General features: G+C 66.4%; 18 protein-coding genes and 2 tRNA genes. 6 read left to right on the top strand and 14 right to left on the bottom strand.

The window, feature by feature from the left end:
* The first annotated feature begins 26 nt into the window (after positions 1–26).
* A complete protein-coding gene (gene pknB / locus ACIRCZ_RS11705) occupies positions 27–1718 on the top strand; it encodes a Stk1 family PASTA domain-containing Ser/Thr kinase (RefSeq protein WP_402853176.1) in 1692 nt (563 codons plus the stop codon).
* Between the two features lie 14 nt (positions 1719–1732).
* On the opposite strand, the gene ACIRCZ_RS11700 is transcribed toward pknB, so the two are convergent.
* The 3 genes from ACIRCZ_RS11700 to ACIRCZ_RS11690 are packed head-to-tail and all read right to left on the bottom strand — an operon-like array spanning position 1733 to position 3326.
* Positions 1733–2371, bottom strand: coding sequence for an anthranilate synthase component II (locus ACIRCZ_RS11700; protein ID WP_402853173.1), 639 nt, complete (start codon positions 2369–2371; stop codon positions 1733–1735).
* Positions 2368–2526 carry a hypothetical protein gene (locus tag ACIRCZ_RS11695; RefSeq protein ID WP_200949673.1) on the bottom strand — a complete coding sequence of 53 codons (159 nt, stop codon included), beginning with the start codon at positions 2524–2526 and terminating at the stop codon, positions 2368–2370. Before ACIRCZ_RS11695 ends, ACIRCZ_RS11700 begins: the two co-directional genes overlap by 4 nt.
* A gap of 2 nt (positions 2527–2528) precedes the next feature.
* Positions 2529–3326 (bottom strand): class E sortase, encoded by a 798-nt coding sequence (locus tag ACIRCZ_RS11690; RefSeq protein ID WP_402853170.1) that lies wholly within the window; start codon positions 3324–3326, stop codon positions 2529–2531.
* Positions 3327–3412: 86 nt separating this feature from the next.
* Between ACIRCZ_RS11690 and ACIRCZ_RS11685 the strand changes: the two genes are divergently transcribed.
* The gene (locus ACIRCZ_RS11685; protein ID WP_055897136.1) at positions 3413–3655 is read left to right on the top strand and encodes a cell division protein CrgA; all 243 of its coding nucleotides are present in this window, start codon (positions 3413–3415) and stop codon (positions 3653–3655) included.
* Between the two features lie 224 nt (positions 3656–3879).
* Here the strand turns inward: ACIRCZ_RS11685 and ACIRCZ_RS11680 are convergent, their stop codons facing one another.
* Both ACIRCZ_RS11680 and ACIRCZ_RS11675 read right to left on the bottom strand, forming a co-directional pair.
* A complete protein-coding gene (locus ACIRCZ_RS11680) occupies positions 3880–4716 on the bottom strand; it encodes a rhomboid family intramembrane serine protease (RefSeq protein ID WP_055897139.1) in 837 nt (278 codons plus the stop codon).
* Between the two features lie 23 nt (positions 4717–4739).
* Positions 4740–5279, bottom strand: a complete 540-nt coding sequence (locus ACIRCZ_RS11675; RefSeq protein ID WP_055897143.1) for a peptidylprolyl isomerase — start codon at positions 5277–5279, stop codon at positions 4740–4742.
* Positions 5280–5380: 101 nt separating this feature from the next.
* Between ACIRCZ_RS11675 and ACIRCZ_RS11670 the strand changes: the two genes are divergently transcribed.
* Together ACIRCZ_RS11670 and ACIRCZ_RS11665 are read left to right on the top strand one after the other, a co-directional pair.
* Positions 5381–5923 carry a hypothetical protein gene (locus ACIRCZ_RS11670; RefSeq protein ID WP_055898858.1) on the top strand — a complete coding sequence of 181 codons (543 nt, stop codon included), beginning with the start codon at positions 5381–5383 and terminating at the stop codon, positions 5921–5923.
* A 149-nt stretch (positions 5924–6072) separates the two neighbouring features.
* A complete protein-coding gene (locus ACIRCZ_RS11665; protein ID WP_055897147.1) occupies positions 6073–6267 on the top strand; it encodes a PspC domain-containing protein in 195 nt (64 codons plus the stop codon).
* Here the strand turns inward: ACIRCZ_RS11665 and ACIRCZ_RS11660 are convergent, their stop codons facing one another.
* Complete coding sequence (locus tag ACIRCZ_RS11660; RefSeq protein ID WP_402853164.1) at positions 6268–6684, bottom strand: NUDIX hydrolase; 417 nt, start codon at positions 6682–6684, stop codon at positions 6268–6270.
* Positions 6685–6731: 47 nt separating this feature from the next.
* Here ACIRCZ_RS11660 and ACIRCZ_RS11655 point away from each other — a divergent pair, with 47 nt between their 5' ends.
* On the top strand, positions 6732–7595 hold the full coding sequence (locus ACIRCZ_RS11655) for an Fpg/Nei family DNA glycosylase (protein ID WP_402853161.1): 864 nt from the start codon (positions 6732–6734) through the stop codon (positions 7593–7595).
* Positions 7596–7604: 9 nt separating this feature from the next.
* Here the strand turns inward: ACIRCZ_RS11655 and ACIRCZ_RS11650 are convergent, their stop codons facing one another.
* Positions 7605–8045, bottom strand: a complete 441-nt coding sequence (locus ACIRCZ_RS11650) for a rhodanese-like domain-containing protein (RefSeq protein ID WP_402853158.1) — start codon at positions 8043–8045, stop codon at positions 7605–7607.
* A 92-nt stretch (positions 8046–8137) separates the two neighbouring features.
* Between ACIRCZ_RS11650 and ACIRCZ_RS11645 the strand changes: the two genes are divergently transcribed.
* Positions 8138–8602: an Lrp/AsnC family transcriptional regulator gene (locus tag ACIRCZ_RS11645; protein WP_402853155.1), complete on the top strand. Its 465-nt coding sequence runs from the start codon at positions 8138–8140 to the stop codon at positions 8600–8602.
* Positions 8603–8649: 47 nt separating this feature from the next.
* Here the strand turns inward: ACIRCZ_RS11645 and ACIRCZ_RS11640 are convergent.
* The 7 genes from ACIRCZ_RS11640 to recF all read right to left on the bottom strand — a co-directional run bounded on the left by ACIRCZ_RS11640 (position 8650) and on the right by recF (position 15701).
* Positions 8650–8722, bottom strand: a tRNA-Ala gene (locus ACIRCZ_RS11640).
* A 44-nt stretch (positions 8723–8766) separates the two neighbouring features.
* Positions 8767–8843, bottom strand: a tRNA-Ile gene (locus ACIRCZ_RS11635).
* An 80-nt stretch (positions 8844–8923) separates the two neighbouring features.
* Positions 8924–9337 (bottom strand): DUF3566 domain-containing protein, encoded by a 414-nt coding sequence (locus ACIRCZ_RS11630; RefSeq protein WP_402853152.1) that lies wholly within the window; start codon positions 9335–9337, stop codon positions 8924–8926.
* Positions 9327–11864, bottom strand: coding sequence for a DNA gyrase subunit A (gene gyrA, locus ACIRCZ_RS11625; RefSeq protein ID WP_402853620.1), 2538 nt, complete (start codon positions 11862–11864; stop codon positions 9327–9329). Before gyrA ends, ACIRCZ_RS11630 begins: the two co-directional genes overlap by 11 nt.
* Before the next feature lie 31 nt (positions 11865–11895).
* The gene (gene gyrB, locus ACIRCZ_RS11620; protein WP_055897169.1) at positions 11896–13869 is read right to left on the bottom strand and encodes a DNA topoisomerase (ATP-hydrolyzing) subunit B; all 1974 of its coding nucleotides are present in this window, start codon (positions 13867–13869) and stop codon (positions 11896–11898) included.
* Between the two features lie 124 nt (positions 13870–13993).
* Positions 13994–14509 (bottom strand): DUF721 domain-containing protein, encoded by a 516-nt coding sequence (locus ACIRCZ_RS11615; protein WP_055897172.1) that lies wholly within the window; start codon positions 14507–14509, stop codon positions 13994–13996.
* Complete coding sequence (gene recF, locus ACIRCZ_RS11610) at positions 14502–15701, bottom strand: DNA replication/repair protein RecF (RefSeq protein ID WP_055897175.1); 1200 nt, start codon at positions 15699–15701, stop codon at positions 14502–14504. Before recF ends, ACIRCZ_RS11615 begins: the two co-directional genes overlap by 8 nt.
* Position 15702: the final 1 nt, after the last annotated feature.

Here is a 15702-nt window from a genome sequence, read left to right as displayed (position 1 = left end):
GAGCCACCACCCGGAAGGAGTCCGCATTGAGCCCAGATAGCCGCCTGCTCGCAGGCCGATATCAGGTGGGCGAACTCATCGGACGTGGTGGCATGTCGGACGTTCACCGCGGCAAGGACACGCGTCTCGGCCGCACCGTGGCGATCAAGCTGCTCAAGCCGTCGCTCGCGACCGATCCCGCCTTCCGCACGCGTTTCCGTCAGGAGGCGCAGGCGGCGGCCCGCATGGCGCATCCCACCATCGTTCGCGTGTTCGACGCCGGCGAGGAGACCGTCCGCGAGCCGAGCGGCCACGAGGCGCAGCTCCCCTTCATCGTCATGGAGTACGTCGACGGCGTGCTCCTCAAAGACCTCATCAAGAAGGGGCCGCTCGAGGTCACGGAGGCCGTGCGCATCACCGAGGGGATCCTCACCGCGCTCGAATACTCGCACCGCGCCGGCGTCGTCCACCGCGACATCAAGCCCGGCAACGTGATGATCACCAAGTCCGGCCAGGTCAAGGTCATGGACTTCGGCATCGCCAGGGCGATCAGCGACTCCTCGGCCACCGTGGCGCAGACCACGGCGATCCTGGGCACGGCGAGCTACTTCTCGCCGGAGCAGGCCAAGGGCGAGTCGGTGGATGCGCGCACCGACCTGTACTCCACCGGCGTCGTGCTCTTCGAGATGCTCACCGGCCGTCCCCCGTTCCGCGGAGACACTCCGGTCGCCGTCGCGTACCAGCACGTCAGCGAAGCGCCGGTCAAACCGAGCTCCATCAACCACAAGATCTCCCCGGCGATGGACATCGTCGTCGCGCGGGCGCTCACCAAGGATCGTTTCGAGCGCTACCAGACGGTCACCGAGTTCCGTGACGACCTCGAGCTGGCCGCCTCTGGCAAGGTCCCCATCCACAAGGCACCGGATGCGGTGGGCGAGACGCTCTTCGGAGCCCCGCCCAGCGTCGTGTCCGGCCCGGAGGCCGCGTTCCGCCAGCTCGCGGAGGACCAGACGATGGTCCGCACGCAGCGGCGCCCACCCGTCATCTGGATCTGGGCGGGTGTCGCGATCATGGCTGTGGTCATCGTCGCCGTGCTCGCGTGGGTGCTCCGCCTCGCACCGAGCACCACGCTGCCGGAGACCTCGCGCGAGGTGCCGAACCTGTCGGGACAGACGCTCGACAAGGCAACGGCCGAGTTGCAGGACATGAAGCTCAAGTGGACCCAGGTGTCCGAGGCGAGCTCCACGTATCCGGAGGGCCAGGTGACCCGCACCGACCCCGGCGCGGGAATCGTGGTCGCCACCGGCGACACGATCACGGTCTACGTGTCGACGGGCAAGAAGACGGTCAGCGTCCCCGACGTGCACAACATGACGACGGACGCGGCGAAAGCGGCCCTGGCCGCTGCCGGCCTCTCCGTCGGCCCCGTGACGACGACGAACTCATCGACGGTTCCTGCCAATGTGGTGATCACCACCGATCCAGCGCCGAACGCCAACGCCCACGAGGGCGACGCCATCGCGCTCACCGTCTCCAGCGGCAAGGTCACGGTCACCGACCTGACCGGCCAGTCGCTGCAGGCGGCCACCGGCATCCTCTCCGACCTCGGCCTCGTCGTGAACCCCAAACCGGATGCGACCTGCCCGCAGGACAAGGGCGCGCCGCTGGTGCACACGCAGTCGCAGGTGGGCGACGTCCCGCAGGGCTCGACGGTCGACCTGACGTACTGCTCGGGCTAGCGCCGGCGAGCAGCTTAGACCAGCTTGACCAGCGGGTTCAGCTCGCGCGCTGCCGCGGCGGCGCCGTGCAGTCCCGCCACTTCGAGCCAGTTGCCGAGCATCCGGTATCCGCCCTCGGTGAGCACGGACTCCGGGTGGAACTGCACGCCGTAGATCGGCGCATCCCTGTGGCGCAGCGCCATGATGACGCCGCCTGGCGTGCGAGCCGTGATCACGAGCTCGTCCGGCACCGTGCCGTCGACGACGGCGAGCGAGTGGTAGCGCGTGGCCGTGAACGGCTGACCGACTCCGTCGAAGAACGGGCTGTCGTCGTGGGTGACCTCGGACGTCTTGCCGTGCATCAGCTCTTCGGCGTTGGTGACGACGCCACCGAACGCCTCGGCGATGGCCTGGTGTCCCAGGCAGACGCCGAGCAACGGCATCCCTGTCTGCAGCGCCAGCTTCACCGTGGGGATCGACACCCCGGCATCGGCCGGCTTGCCCGGCCCTGGCGACACCAGCACGGCGTCGTACTCCGCGAGGCGCGCGCCCAGGTCGGCCTCGGCGATGTCGTCGTTGCGCACGACGTCGGTCTCCGCACCCAGTTCCTGGAGGTAGCCGTTCAGGGTGTAGACGAAGCTGTCGTAGTTGTCGATGACGAGTACGCGGGTCACGGCCCCACGGTACCTTCCTGCGGCCCCAAGAGCGAATCCACCCACGGGAAGACCCAGGTTACCAGGGCGGCGAGCACCGCCACCACGAGGACGATCAGGATCAGGACGCGCACCCACCACGGTCCGGGCAGGATGCGCCACAGTGCGCCGTACATCGTCACCCTCCGTTGGCCGCTACGGCGGCCGCGATCTCGCTCGGCACCTCGCTGGTCGGTGCGTAGCTCTGGAACACGTTGTATGCGATCAGCCGCTCTCCCGCGTGGAACGGCGGGTTGCAGGTGGTGATCGTCATGAGTTTGTCGATCGGCGTCGCGTCCGGCTGCCGCGGAACAGGGAGGATCACCCCGACGGCGCTCGGCTGGACGTACTCGAAGTTGCGGAACGTGTACGTGTACCAGCCGTCTTTGGTCTGAACGTAGATGCGGTCGCCGATGTGCAGCTTGGACAGGTCGATGAAGGTGTTCCCCCATCCGCTGTCGTGGCCCGCCACGGCGAAGTTGCCGACCTGGCCCGGCATCGCCGTGCCCTTGTAGTGGCCGACGCCGGCGTCGTAGCTGTTCAGCACCCGCTCGGTGTCGACCGTCTCGCGGATCGTCCGCTTCCAGTCTGCGCCGAGCCGCGGGATGTAGATGACCGCGAACGGCTGATAGTCGGCTGGCTCGGAGAGCACGGGAGGAGACGCGGGCTGCGTCGGGTCCGCATCCGGTGCCGGCGTCGGAGACGGCGACTTGGTCGCTTCGTCCAGCCACTTCTGGCTCTGCTCCTGCGCCGCGCTGGTCTGCGAGCCGGCGAGGACCAGACTGTTCCACCAGATCTGCCAGCCGAGGAACAGCAGGACGAGGACGCCCGCGGTGATCAGGAGCTCCCCGAGAAGCCCGAAGAAGGTGACCCGGTGGCGTCGACAGACCCGGCCGGTGGGCGCAGCGGGCTGCTGCGGGTCGATCGGGGCTGTCATATGTGTGATTCTAGGAGATGTTGGCTGAGTAATGGCCCCGGGCATCCCTCGGACTCCCACAGCCTGTCCCGCTACACTATGGAGCTATGGCACGCACCAAGTCGAAGACCAAGCCCGAGCGCACCGTCGCCCAGTCGGGCGAGGACGCCCCCAACCCTGTCTGGTTCAAGCCGGTGATGTTCGGCTTCATGCTTCTCGGGCTGGTGTGGATCATCGTCTTCTACGTGAGCCAGAACATGTACCCGATCCCTGCACTCGGCGCCTGGAACATCCTCGTCGGCTTCGGCATCGCCTTCATCGGCTTCCTCATGACCACCCGCTGGCGCTAGCCGGCTTCATATACTCCGCCCGGGATCGGCTACGGCCGGTCCCGGGTTTTTTCATGCCCGTCCGGTCATGCCCGCAGAGTTATTCACAGGTGTCCTCCACAGTGAGGACAATCACACGGATGTGGTTCTCCCCAGTGTTAATAAGCCTGTGGAGAGTTACACCGGTGTAATTATCCCCATTGTTAATAAGCCTGTGGATAACTTATCCACGAACTGGGGAGGAATTACAGGAAGCGGATGAGGCTCAGGGCGATGAGCAGCACAGAGAGCAGGATCAACAGCGGAAGCTGCCAGCGCCGACGCGAGAGGCTCCGCGTCTCGACGTAGACCAGCCCGACGAGCGCTCCGCCGACGAGCCCGCCGACGTGGGCCTGCCAGGCGATCCCGAAGCCGGGGATGAAGCCGATCACGAGGTTGATCGCCACGAGGACGAGCAACTGGGTCGCGTTGCCGCCCAGCCGTCGCTGGATGATGAAGAACGCCCCGAGCATCCCGAAGATGGCACCGGATGCGCCCACCACCGGCTGAAGCGGATTGGCGATCAGCAGCACGCCCACCGACCCGGCGAACCCGCTGATCAGGAAGAGTGCTGCGAACCTGGCACGGCCGAGCATCGGCTCCAGCATCATGCCGAAGATCCACAGCGTGTACATGTTGAGCGCGATATGCAGGATGCTCGCGTGCGCGAACACGGTCGTCAGCATCCGCCACGGCTCGAACGCCACCGGGGTCGAGTACACCCCGGCGTACTGGATGGCCTGGGTGACCGCGAGGCCGATCCCAGGGAGCTGCTGCAGCACGAAGACGAACACGCACAGCGCGATGATCGCATAGGTCACCACAGGCGAGCCGCGGCCCGTCGCCCTGGTTACCCAGGCCGGCTTGGTGCGGGGAGCCTCTGCGCGCTGCTGCGCCATGCACTCAGGGCAGATCACGCCGACGGCGGCCGGGGTCTGGCACTCAGGGCAGATCGTGCGCCCGCACCGCTGGCAGAGCACGTAGCTCTGCCTGTCCGGGTGACGGTAGCAATAGGTCGCCCTCGCGTCGACGGGCTGAGACATCGTTCGACCCGCCCCCGCCGCTGCTAGACCTGCTCGACGGTGACCGACTCGATGACCACGTCGTCGAGCGGCCGGTCGCGCGCATCCGTCGGCAGCTCGGCGAGCTTGTCGACGACCTTGCGGGACGCCTCGTCTTCGACAGCGCCGAAGATGGAGTGCTTGCCCTGCAGCCACGTGGTGGGTGCGACCGTGATGAAGAACTGCGAACCGTTGGTGCCGTGACCGCCCTGGATGCCTGCGTTGGCCATCGCGAGGATGTACGGCTCGGTGAAGTCGAGCTCCGGGTTGATCTCGTCGTCGAACTGGTAGCCCGGTCCGCCGATGCCCTGACCGAGCGGGTCTCCGCCCTGGATCATGAAGCCGGGGATGATGCGGTGGAAGACCACGCCGTCGTACAGCGGGTCGGTGCTCTTGGCGCCCGTCGAGGGGTGCGTCCACTCGATCTCACCGGTCGCCAGGCCGACGAAGTTCCTGACCGTCTTCGGTGCGTGATTGCCGAAGAGGTTGACCTTGATGTCCCCGTAGTTAGTGTGGAGGGTGGCGACAGCGGTGTGCTTAGACATGGCACCAATTCTTGCACAGGGGTTCTGGGCTCTCGGGCCATCCACAGGCCTTTAGGTGGCAAGATGGAGTGAGTTCGCTACACGACGCAATGGAGGTCCAGATGAACCTGACACGGAAGCGGAAGAAGGAACTCAAGCGCCTGCGCAGTAGCGCCGAAGAGCTTTGGGGTCAGCAGCAGGATGTGCTGGCGAATGCCAACGCCATCGCGGCGGAGGCTCGCAAGCAGGCTGCCTACTACACGCGCGAAGAGATCGCTCCGAAAGTGCGCGACGGGTACGAGCACTACGTGCGCCCCGCCACGCAGACCGCTGGCCGTGTGGCCGGTGCGGCGCGCGAGCGGCTGGTGAGCGATGTCATCCCCGCGGTCGGCACCGCCGTCGGCACGGCGATGTCCGTCGTCGACCACGCTCGGGATGCGCGTGCGCGCGCCTTCATCGGCGAGGTCAAGAAGGCGGGCAAGGACGTGTCGAAGAAGGCCAAGGCCGCAACGGACTCGTCCGGCCCCGGTGCGGGAACGGTGATCGCGGTCGTGCTCGGAGCCATCGCGGCCGTCGGACTGCTCTACGCGGTCTGGCAGACCTTCCGCGCAGACGACGAGCTCTGGGTGGCAGACGAGGAGCCGACGGCTCCCGCCGCCGAGTAGCAGCGACTTCGAAAGGGGTGGTGCCGGAGGGCACCACCCCTTTCGCGTGCCCAGGTGCCCCGCTCGCCCGCACCCCTCGTGCCTGCCTCAGGGTCGATTGGGGGGATTCCCCGATACCGGGCGCACGACCACACGACCAGACTCGAAGCATGAACACTCTCTACCGTCCCACCTCCGGCCGCGTGCTCGGCGGAGTCTGCGCGGGTCTCGCCCAGCGGTTCGGCTGGAGCGCGACGACCGTGCGGGTCCTGTTCCTGCTGTCCTGCCTGCTGCCAGGCCCTCAGTTCATCGCGTACGTCGCGATGTGGATCATCGTTCCGTCCGAGGAGCCGCGGCGCGCCTGATTACGCCAGCCCGGCCATCCCGAGCGCCACGTTGACCAGCTCGACCCTGCGCGACGGGATGCTGTGCAGCGGGAACCAGCGCGCCTCGTCCGTCGTTCCGTCGAGCTCGTTCGTGAGCGTGCCGCCCACCACGGATGCGCGGTACACGATCCGGAGCGCGTGCAGCGGCCCGGCGTCCTCGACGAAGCGCGCCTCGGCCGGCACGATGTGCGAGTCGATGCCGAGCAGGTCTCCGGCGACCGCCTCGTAGCCGGTCTCCTCCGCGATCTCGCGGATCACCGCATCCACAGGATCTTCGCCTGGGTCGATGCCGCCGCCTGGCAGCGTCCATCCGGAGCGGCCGCCCTCGTTCCAGTGCGCGAGCAGTATCCGGTCATTGTCGACGATGACCCCGTAGGCGGCGACCCGAATGTCCATGCCGCCACCATACTGCGGTTGTCGGTCGCACGCGGCAGACTGGAGGGGTGCCTGAACTTCCGGAAGTCACGGCTCTTGCGGCCGACCTCGACGCGCGCCTGCGCGGCCGGGTCATCGACACGCTCAGCATCGTCGCCTTCGCCGCGCTCAAGACCTTCGATCCCCCAGTGTCCGCGGTCTCCGGCACGACCATCGCCGGGGTGACGCGGCACGGCAAATTCCTCGACATCGCAGCAGGCGACCTGCACATCGTCATCCACCTGGCGCGGGCCGGGTGGATCCGCTGGCGCGACGCTCCTCCCCCTCCGCCCACCGGACGGCCCGGCAAGGGGCCCCTCGCCGCGCGCCTCGTCCTCGACGACGGCTCCGGGCTCGACATCACGGAGGCAGGGACGAAGAAGAGCCTGTCCATCTCCGTGGTGCACGCCGCATCGGATGTCCCCGGCGTCGCCAGACTCGGGCCGGACCCTCTCTCCCCCGCTTTCACCGAGGAGGCGTTCGCCCGCATCCTCGGTGACGCGGGCCGCGCGCAGATCAAGGGCGTGCTGCGCAACCAGTCGATCATCGCCGGCATCGGCAACGCGTACTCGGACGAGATCCTGCACACGGCCAAGATGTCTCCGTTCAAGCCGGCGTCGATGACGCCGGAGGAGGTCGCCAGACTCTACGCGGCCATGCAATCGACGCTCCGGGACGCGCTCGCCCGCGCCGACGGACTGGCCGCCTCCGAGCTCAAGGGCGAAAAGAAGCTCGGGATGCAGGTGCACGGCCGCACGGGGCAGCCGTGCCCGGTCTGCGGCGACACCGTGCGTCAGGTGATCTTCGCCGACTCGACGCTGCAGTACTGCCCCACCTGCCAGACCGGAGGCAAGCCGCTCGCCGACCGCGTGCTGTCTCGGCTGCTCAAGTAGCGCGGGCAGTCAGCAGTCGCAGGTGATCGCATCCACGTGCACGGGCGCGGTCAGCTCGTCCGTGCCGCGTTCGACAGGCCCGTTGTCGTTCTCGATGCCGAGGCCCTCGCGTGCCCAGTACTCGAAGCCGCCGATCATCTCCTTGACCGGGTAACCGAGCAGGCTGAACTGCAGCGCCGCCCGCGTGGAGCCGTTGCAGCCGGGACCCCAGCAGTAGACGACCACGGGCATCCCCTCCGGGATGAGCGCTGCGGCCCGCTCTCCGATCTGCGCGGTGGGCAGGTGGATGGCACCGGGGATACGCGCCTGAGCCCAGGCCGCATCCCCGCGCGAGTCCACCAGCACGAACGGCTCCCCCGCCTCCCGAGCCGCCCGGACGTCGGAAGGGTCGGTCTCGAACTCGAGCTTGCTGGCGAAGTGGCGGGCTGCTTCTGCGGCTGTGATGGTCATGACCACAGATTAGGGATGCGCGCGGTCGGTTTGAAGAGACGTTCACCGGCATTCGACACCAAACGCCGTCGATCCGATGGCAGAATCGGCGCATGACCGCAAATCCGCCATACATGACCGATTCGGTCGACGACGCCCTGCTCGCCGAGCTGCAGCGGGACGGCCGCCAGTCGATCGCCGAACTCGCCAGACGCGTCCACATGTCGAACTCCGCGGTCGCCGAGCGCGTGCGCCGTCTGGAAGAGGCGGGCGTGATCGGCGGCTACCGGGCCGTGGTGGACCCTGAGCGCCTCGGCTACGGGATCCTCGCGTTCCTGCGCCTGCGCTACCCGAGCAGTGTCTACACGCCGCTGCACGAGCTGCTGGCGGAGACGCCGGAGGTGGTGGAGGCGCACCACGTCACCGGAGACGACTGCTTCATCCTGAAGGTGGTGGCGACGTCGATGCGTCACCTGGAGCAGGTCAGTGGCACGATCGGAACCCTGGGCAGCGTCACGACGAGCGTGTCGTATTCGAGCCCGTTCCCGACGAGGGCGATCGTGCCGCCGGAGAGGTAGCCGCGTGAGAGGTGCCGGCTCGAAGAATGCCGACGTGAGAAGAACTGTGGAGCCTAGGAGATTCGAACTCCTGACATCCTGCTTGCAAAGCAGGCGCTCTACCAACTGAGCTAAGGCCCCGGAGGGGCTGTGATCCGAGAAGAAACCTGACTCTCAAAACACAGTGGTGGGGATACGAGGACTTGAACCTCGGACCTCTTCGTTATCAGCGAAGCGCTCTAACCGCCTGAGCTATATCCCCGATTGGGCAGATTAGAGACTACCTGATCTGCCCGTCCAATGCGAAATCGGCGGGGTGCCGAACCGCACGGGATGGTCGTTCTAGTTGTTGGTGAAGCCGACGAGCAGGCCGCCGGTGATCTTCACGGAAAGGTTGTACAGGAGGGCGAAGACGGCGCCGAGCGCAGTGATCACGATGATGTCGAGGATGCCGACGACGAGCGAGAAGCCCATCACCTGACCGAGGCCGAGAATCGACTTGAGGTCGCTTCCCCCCGCGCCGGAGATGTCCTTGAACAGGCTGTTGACCTGGTCGAAGATGCCCGTGCGGTCCAGCACGGTCCACACCAGGAACGTTCCGACGATCGCGATGATCGCCAGGCAGATCCCGGCGAGGAACGACAGCTTCACGGTCGACCAGAAGTCGATGTACACCAGTTTGAGACGTACCTGCTTGGCGGACACAGGTCTCCGGGACGATTTCTTGGCGAGCTTTTCGGCGACACTACTGCTCATCTACGGTTTCTTCCTTCCCGACGTCCCCAGATTCTTCGTCATCTTCCTGAGAATCAAGGTTGCGTTCGGTGTTCTTGGCCAGAGCGATGATCTTGTCGGACTCGGCGAAACGTGCAAAGACGACACCCATGGTGTCTCGGCCCTTGGCGGGTACCTCGGCCACGGAGGAGCGTACCACCTTGCCGCTGGCAAGAACCACAAGGACCTCGTCGTCGTCGTCCACGATCAGCGCGCCCACCAGGTCACCCCGGTCGTCGCTCAGTTTCGCCACCTTGATGCCCAGGCCACCGCGGTTCTGCAGGCGATACTGGTCGGCAGCGGTGCGCTTGGCGTACCCGCCCTCTGTCACGACGAACACGTAACCGTCGTCAGAGACCACGGATGCGTCGAGCAGCTTGTCGTCGTCGCGGAAGTGCATCCCGATCACGCCGGAGGTGGAGCGGCCCATCGGGCGCAGCGCCTCGTCGGACGCGGTGAACCTGATCGACATGCCCTTGCGGGAGACGAGCAGCAGGTCCGAGTCCTCTTCCACCAGCAGCGCGGAGACGAGTTCGTCCTCCTCGCGCAGCTTGATCGCGATGATGCCGCCAGAGCGGTTCGTGTCGTACTCGCTCAGCGCCGTCTTCTTGATCAGGCCGTCGCGCGTAGCGAGCACGAGGTACTTGGCCGCCTCGTAGTCGGGGATGTCGAGGATCTCCGCGATCTCCTCATCCGGCTGCATGGCGAGCAGGTTGGCCACGTGCTGACCCTTCGCATCCCGGCCTGCTTCCTGCAGCTCGTACGCCTTGGCGCGGTAGACGCGACCCTTGGTCGAGAAAAACAGCAGCCAGTGGTGCGTAGTGGTGACGAAGAAGTGGTCGACCACGTCCTCCCCGCGGAGCTGGGCACCCTTGACGCCCTTGCCGCCGCGGTGCTGGCTGCGGTAGTTGTCGCTGCGGGTGCGCTTGATGTAACCGCCGCGCGTGACGGTAACCACCATCTCCTCTTCGGGGATGAGGTCTTCCATGCTCATATCGCCGTCGAAGCCGAACATGATTTCGGTGCGGCGATCGTCGCCGAAGCGGTCGACGATCTCGGTGAGCTCATCGCTGACGATCGTGCGCTGACGCACAGGGTCGGCGAGGATCGCCTGGAAGTCCGCGATCTCGCGCTCGATCTCGTCGTGCTCGTCGATGATCTTCTGACGCTCGAGTGCGGCCAGGCGGCGCAGCTGCATCGCGAGGATCGCATCCGCCTGGATGTCGTCGACGTCGAGCAGGTCCTTCAGGCCGGTGCGTGCGTCGTCCACGGTCGGGGACCGGCGGATGAGCGCGATGACGTCGTCCAGCGCATCCAGTGCCTTGAGGTAGCCGCGCAGGATGTGCGCCCGTTCCTCCGCCTTGCGCAGACGGTAGCGCGTGCGCCGGACGATGACCTCGATCTGGTGGTCTACCCACGCAGTGATGAACCCGTCGAGCGCGAGGGTGCGCGGCACGTTGTCCACGATCGCGAGCATGTTCGCGCCGAAGTTCTCCTGGAGCTGGGTGTGCTTGTACAGGTTGTTTAGCACGACCTTGGCGACCGCATCCCGCTTCAGCACGATCACGAGGCGCTGGCCGGTGCGGCCGGAGGTCTCGTCGCGGATGTCGGCGATGCCGCCGATCTTGCCGTCCTTGACCAGGTCGGCGATCTTGATCGCGAGGTTGTCCGGGTTGACCTGGTACGGCAGCTCGGTGACGACCAGGCAGATCCGGCCCTGGATCTCCTCGATGGACACGACGGCGCGCATCGTGATCGAGCCGCGGCCGGTGCGGTAGGTGTCCTGGATGCCCTTGATGCCGAGGATCTGCGCACCGGTCGGGAAGTCAGGTCCCTTGATGCGCTTCATCAGCTCTTCGAGGAGCTCCTCGCGCGGCGCTTCCGGGTTGGCCAGGTACCACAGCGCGCCGTCCGCGACCTCGCGGAGGTTGTGCGGCGGGATGTTCGTGGCCATGCCGACGGCGATGCCGACCGAGCCGTTGACCAGCAGGTTCGGGAAGCGGCTCGGCAGGACGGCCGGCTCCTGGGTGCGACCGTCGTAGTTGTCCTGGAAATCGACGGTCTCCTCGTCGATGTCGCGGACCATCTCCATCGCGAGCGGAGCCATCTTGGTCTCCGTATATCGCGGGGCGGCCGCGCCGTCGTTGCCCGGCGAACCGAAGTTCCCCTGGCCGAGAGCGAGCGGGTAGCGGAGGCTCCACGGCTGCACGAGACGGACGAGGGCGTCGTAGATGGCGGAGTCACCGTGCGGGTGGAACTGACCCATCACGTCGCCGACGACGCGGGCGCACTTCGAGAACGCCTTGTCCGGCCGATATCCACCGTCGAACATCGCGTAGATCACGCGACGGTGGACGGGCTTGAGGCCGTCGCGCACCTCGGGCAGCGCGCGCCCGATGATGACGCTCATCGCGTAGTCGAGGTAGGAGCGCTGCATCTCCGACTGCAGGTCGACCTGGTCGATCCTGCCGTGGACGCCGAATCCGGCTCCTGCGGTGTCGTCGGTCACGATGTCGTCTCCCTGGGGGCCTTCGATGTTGTCAGATGTCAAGGAAACGCACGTCCTTCGCGTTCTTCTGGATGAAATTACGGCGCGACTCGACGTCCTCGCCCATCAGGGTGGCGAAGATCTCGTCGGCCGCGGCGGCGTCGTCGAGAGTGACCTGCAGCAGTGTGCGGGTCTCCGGGCTCATCGTGGTCTCCCACAGCTCCTTGTAGTCCATCTCGCCGAGACCCTTGTAGCGCTGCACGCCGTTGTCCTTCGGGATGCGCTTGCCCGCCGCGATCCCGTCGGCCAGGAACGCGTCGCGCTCCCGGTCGGAGTACACGTATTCGTGCTCCGCGTTGGTCCACTTGAGGCGGTAGAGCGGCGGCTGTGCGAGGTAGACGTAGCCGAGCTCGATGAGGGGACGCATGTAGCGGAAGAGGAGGGTGAGCAGCAGCGTGGTGATGTGCTGGCCGTCGACGTCGGCATCGGCCATCAGCACGATCTTGTGGTAGCGCGCCTTCTCCGGGTTGAAGTCCTCGCCGATGCCGGCGCCGAACGCGGTGATCATCGCCTGCACCTCGTTGTTCGCGAGAGCGCGGTCGAGCCGTGCCTTCTCGACGTTGAGGATCTTGCCGCGCAGCGGAAGGATCGCCTGCGTCTCCGGGTTCCGGCCCTGGACGGCCGAGCCGCCTGCCGAGTCGCCCTCCACGATGAAGATCTCGGAGATGGACGGGTCCTTGGACTGGCAGTCCTTGAGCTTGCCCGGCATCCCGCCGCCCTCGAGGAGGCCCTTGCGACGTGCGGTCTCGCGGGCCTTGCGGGCGGCGAGTCGTGCGGTCGCGGCCTGGAGCGCCTTGCGGATGATCTCCTTGGCCTGGTTGGGGTTGCGGTCGAACCAGTCGCCGAGCTGGTCGCCGACGACCTTCTGGACGAACGCCTTCGCCTCCGTGTTGCCGAGCTTGGTCTTCGTCTGGCCCTCGAACTGCGGCTCGGACAGCTTCACCGAGATGACGGCGGTGAGACCCTCGCGCACGTCGTCGCCGGAGAGGTTGTCGTCCTTCTCCTTCAGGATGTTCTTCTCACGCGCATACCGGTTGACCAGCGTGGTCAGTGCGGCGCGGAAGCCTTCCTCGTGCGTTCCACCCTCGTGGGTGTTGATGGTGTTGGCGTAGGTGAAGACGCTCTCGTTGTAGCTCGTGGTCCACTGCATCGCGACCTCGAGCGCGATCTTGCGCTCCGTGTCCTCCGACTCGAACGCGATGATCTCGTCGTGGACGACCTCGGCCTTCTTGGCGGAGTTGAGGTAGTGCACGTAGTCGATGAGGCCCTGCTCGTAGAGGAAGACCTCGGAGCGCGGCTCCTCCTGTCCCTCTTCGAGGCGCTCGTCGGTCAGCGCGATGCGGAGCCCCTTGTTGAGGAACGCCATCTGCTGGAAGCGGGTGCGCAGGGTGTCGTAGTCGAACTCGACGCTCTCGAAGGTGTCTGGGCTCGGCCAGAACGTGATCGTCGTTCCCGTCGCATCCGTCTCTTCGCCCATTTCGAGCGGAGCCTCCGGAACGCCGTTTCGATAGCTCTGGCGATAGACGTTGCCCTGGCGGCTGACCTCGACGTCGAGGCGCGAGGACAGCGCGTTCACCACGGAGCTGCCGACGCCGTGCAGACCGCCGGAGACCGCGTATCCGCCTCCGCCGAACTTGCCGCCGGCGTGCAGGATGGTCAGAACCACCTCGACGGTCGACTTCCCCTCCACGGGGTGGATGTCGACCGGGATGCCGCGACCGTTGTCGATCACCCTGACACCGCCGTCGGCGAGGATGGTCACGTCAATGTTGTCCGCGTGACCGGCGAGCGCCTCGTCGACGGAGTTGTCGACGATCTCCTGCACGAGGTGGTGGAGTCCGCGGGGGCCGGTCGAACCGATGTACATTCCGGGTCGCTTGCGTACGGCTTCGAGACCCTCGAGGACCTGGATCTCATTCGCGCCGTAGTCGTGTTCCGACTCAGCCTTGCTCGGTTCCATCGTCATATGAAATTAGGCTCCTGACCGCACTCAGTAGTGACCTATTCATTCTACCAAGCGCAGGAAGCCTCGCGGGGCGAAAACGCTCGTCTGACGCGTTGTTTTCCCTCGATTGACCTCTTTTGTGCACTCAACCGTAAGTATCGCGCGGGCCACGCCCTGGAATCGACCTGGGGCCTCTTTTCCAGGAGGGGGCGTCTGGGCCTTGAAAACGGATCGACTGGATGTCCGCATCGGGGAATCGCTCCGCGATCCTGGCGAGGAGGTCGGAGCGCATGATCCTGAGCTGTGTCGCCCAGGCCGTCGACTCGCACCGGACGGTGAGCACGCCATCGGTGATGCCCTCCGGAATCGCGTGCTTCGCCGTCTCCTCCCCCGCCAGTTCGAGCCATCCGGCGAGCAGGTCGGACTGGGCGAGGGATGACGTCCAGCCGAGCTGGACCGCGAGAGCGTCGACCACGTCGCCGAGCCCGCGCGGGTCGCGTCCCTTGCCGAACGGCTGGCTCGCCGATGGATCCGCGTCCTTCTTCTTGATCCTGCGGCTGCGGCTGGTCGGCGCTCCGCCGAAGAGTTCGCGCATCCGGAGGTAGGTGGCGGAGGCATCACTGAGCGGCGCTGCGTCGATGGATGCTTTCTGATCAGCCATCCACCGCTCCCTTCTCTGTCCCGTTCTCCGCGCTCTCGTCGACCACGGCTCCCGCTTCGATCCGCACAGTGTGCGCTGTCAGCTCGCCTGGCACGTCGTCGAATACGGCCGCCGTGATGAGCACCTGCTCGTAACCCCCTACGGCGGTTGCGAGCATCCTACGCCTGGCCTGATCCAGCTCGGCAAACACGTCGTCGAGGATCAGAACGGGGTCACCGGTGTTCGACTCGCGGCGCAGCAGCTCGGCGGAGGCGAGCTTCAGCGCGAGCGCGAACGACCAGGACTCCCCATGGCTGGCGTACCCCTTGGCGGGGAGCCCATTCAGTTCGAAGAGCACATCGTCACGGTGCGGCCCGATCAGGGTCAGTCCGCGATCGAGCTCTTTGCGGCGCACGGAGGCGAGGGCCTGCCGGAACGCATCGGTCGTGGCGACACCGGATGAGTCGGTTACGGAATCGGCCGACCCGGCATCGTCCGTGTCCTCGACCTCAGCTCCACGAATGGTCAGCAGCGGGATGAGCCGGGGATGATGATCGTCGCCGGCCACGGAGCGGTAGGCGTTGGTGAGCGGATCGGTGAGGCGCGCGATCAGGTCGAGCCGCGCATCCACCAGTTCGGCACCCAGCGCGACCAGGCGCTCGTCCCAGATGTCGAGCGTTCCGAGCTGTCCGTCCTTGACTCCGGATGCGCGGGCCGACTTGAGCAGGGTGTTGCGCTGCTTGAGCACACGCTCGTAGTCGGCGAGCACTCCGGCGAACCGCGGATTCCGCTGCACGAGCAGCTGATCCACGAACCGGCGGCGGATACTCGGCTCTCCGCGCACGAGGGCGAGGTCCTCCGGCGCGAACAGCACGCTCGAGAAGTAGCGGGGAAGCTCGCGGGTCTTGATCGCCGACCTGTTCACCTGCGCCCGGTTGGCGGACCCGCGGTTGAGCTGCAACTCCACCAGCAGTTCGCGGCCGTCGTGCTGGATGCGGGTGCGCACGACGGCGGACTCCGCATCCTTGCGAATCATGGCCTGGTCGCTCGACACCCGATGCGACCCGAGGGTGCTCAGATAGCCGAGCGACTCGACCAGGTTCGTCTTGCCCTGGCCGTTGCGGCCGACGAAGAGGTTCGCGCCGGCCGCAAGCGGCACTTCCGCCGTGCGGTAGTTGCGGAAGTCGGTCAGGGAAAGATGTGTAACTCTCAAA

This window comes from Leifsonia sp. NPDC102414 (assembly GCF_044765685.1).
GTDB lineage: Bacteria > Actinomycetota > Actinomycetes > Actinomycetales > Microbacteriaceae > Leifsonia.
Note: the sequence above shows the minus strand (reverse complement) of the source record. Positions and strands in the feature narration are given on the sequence as shown.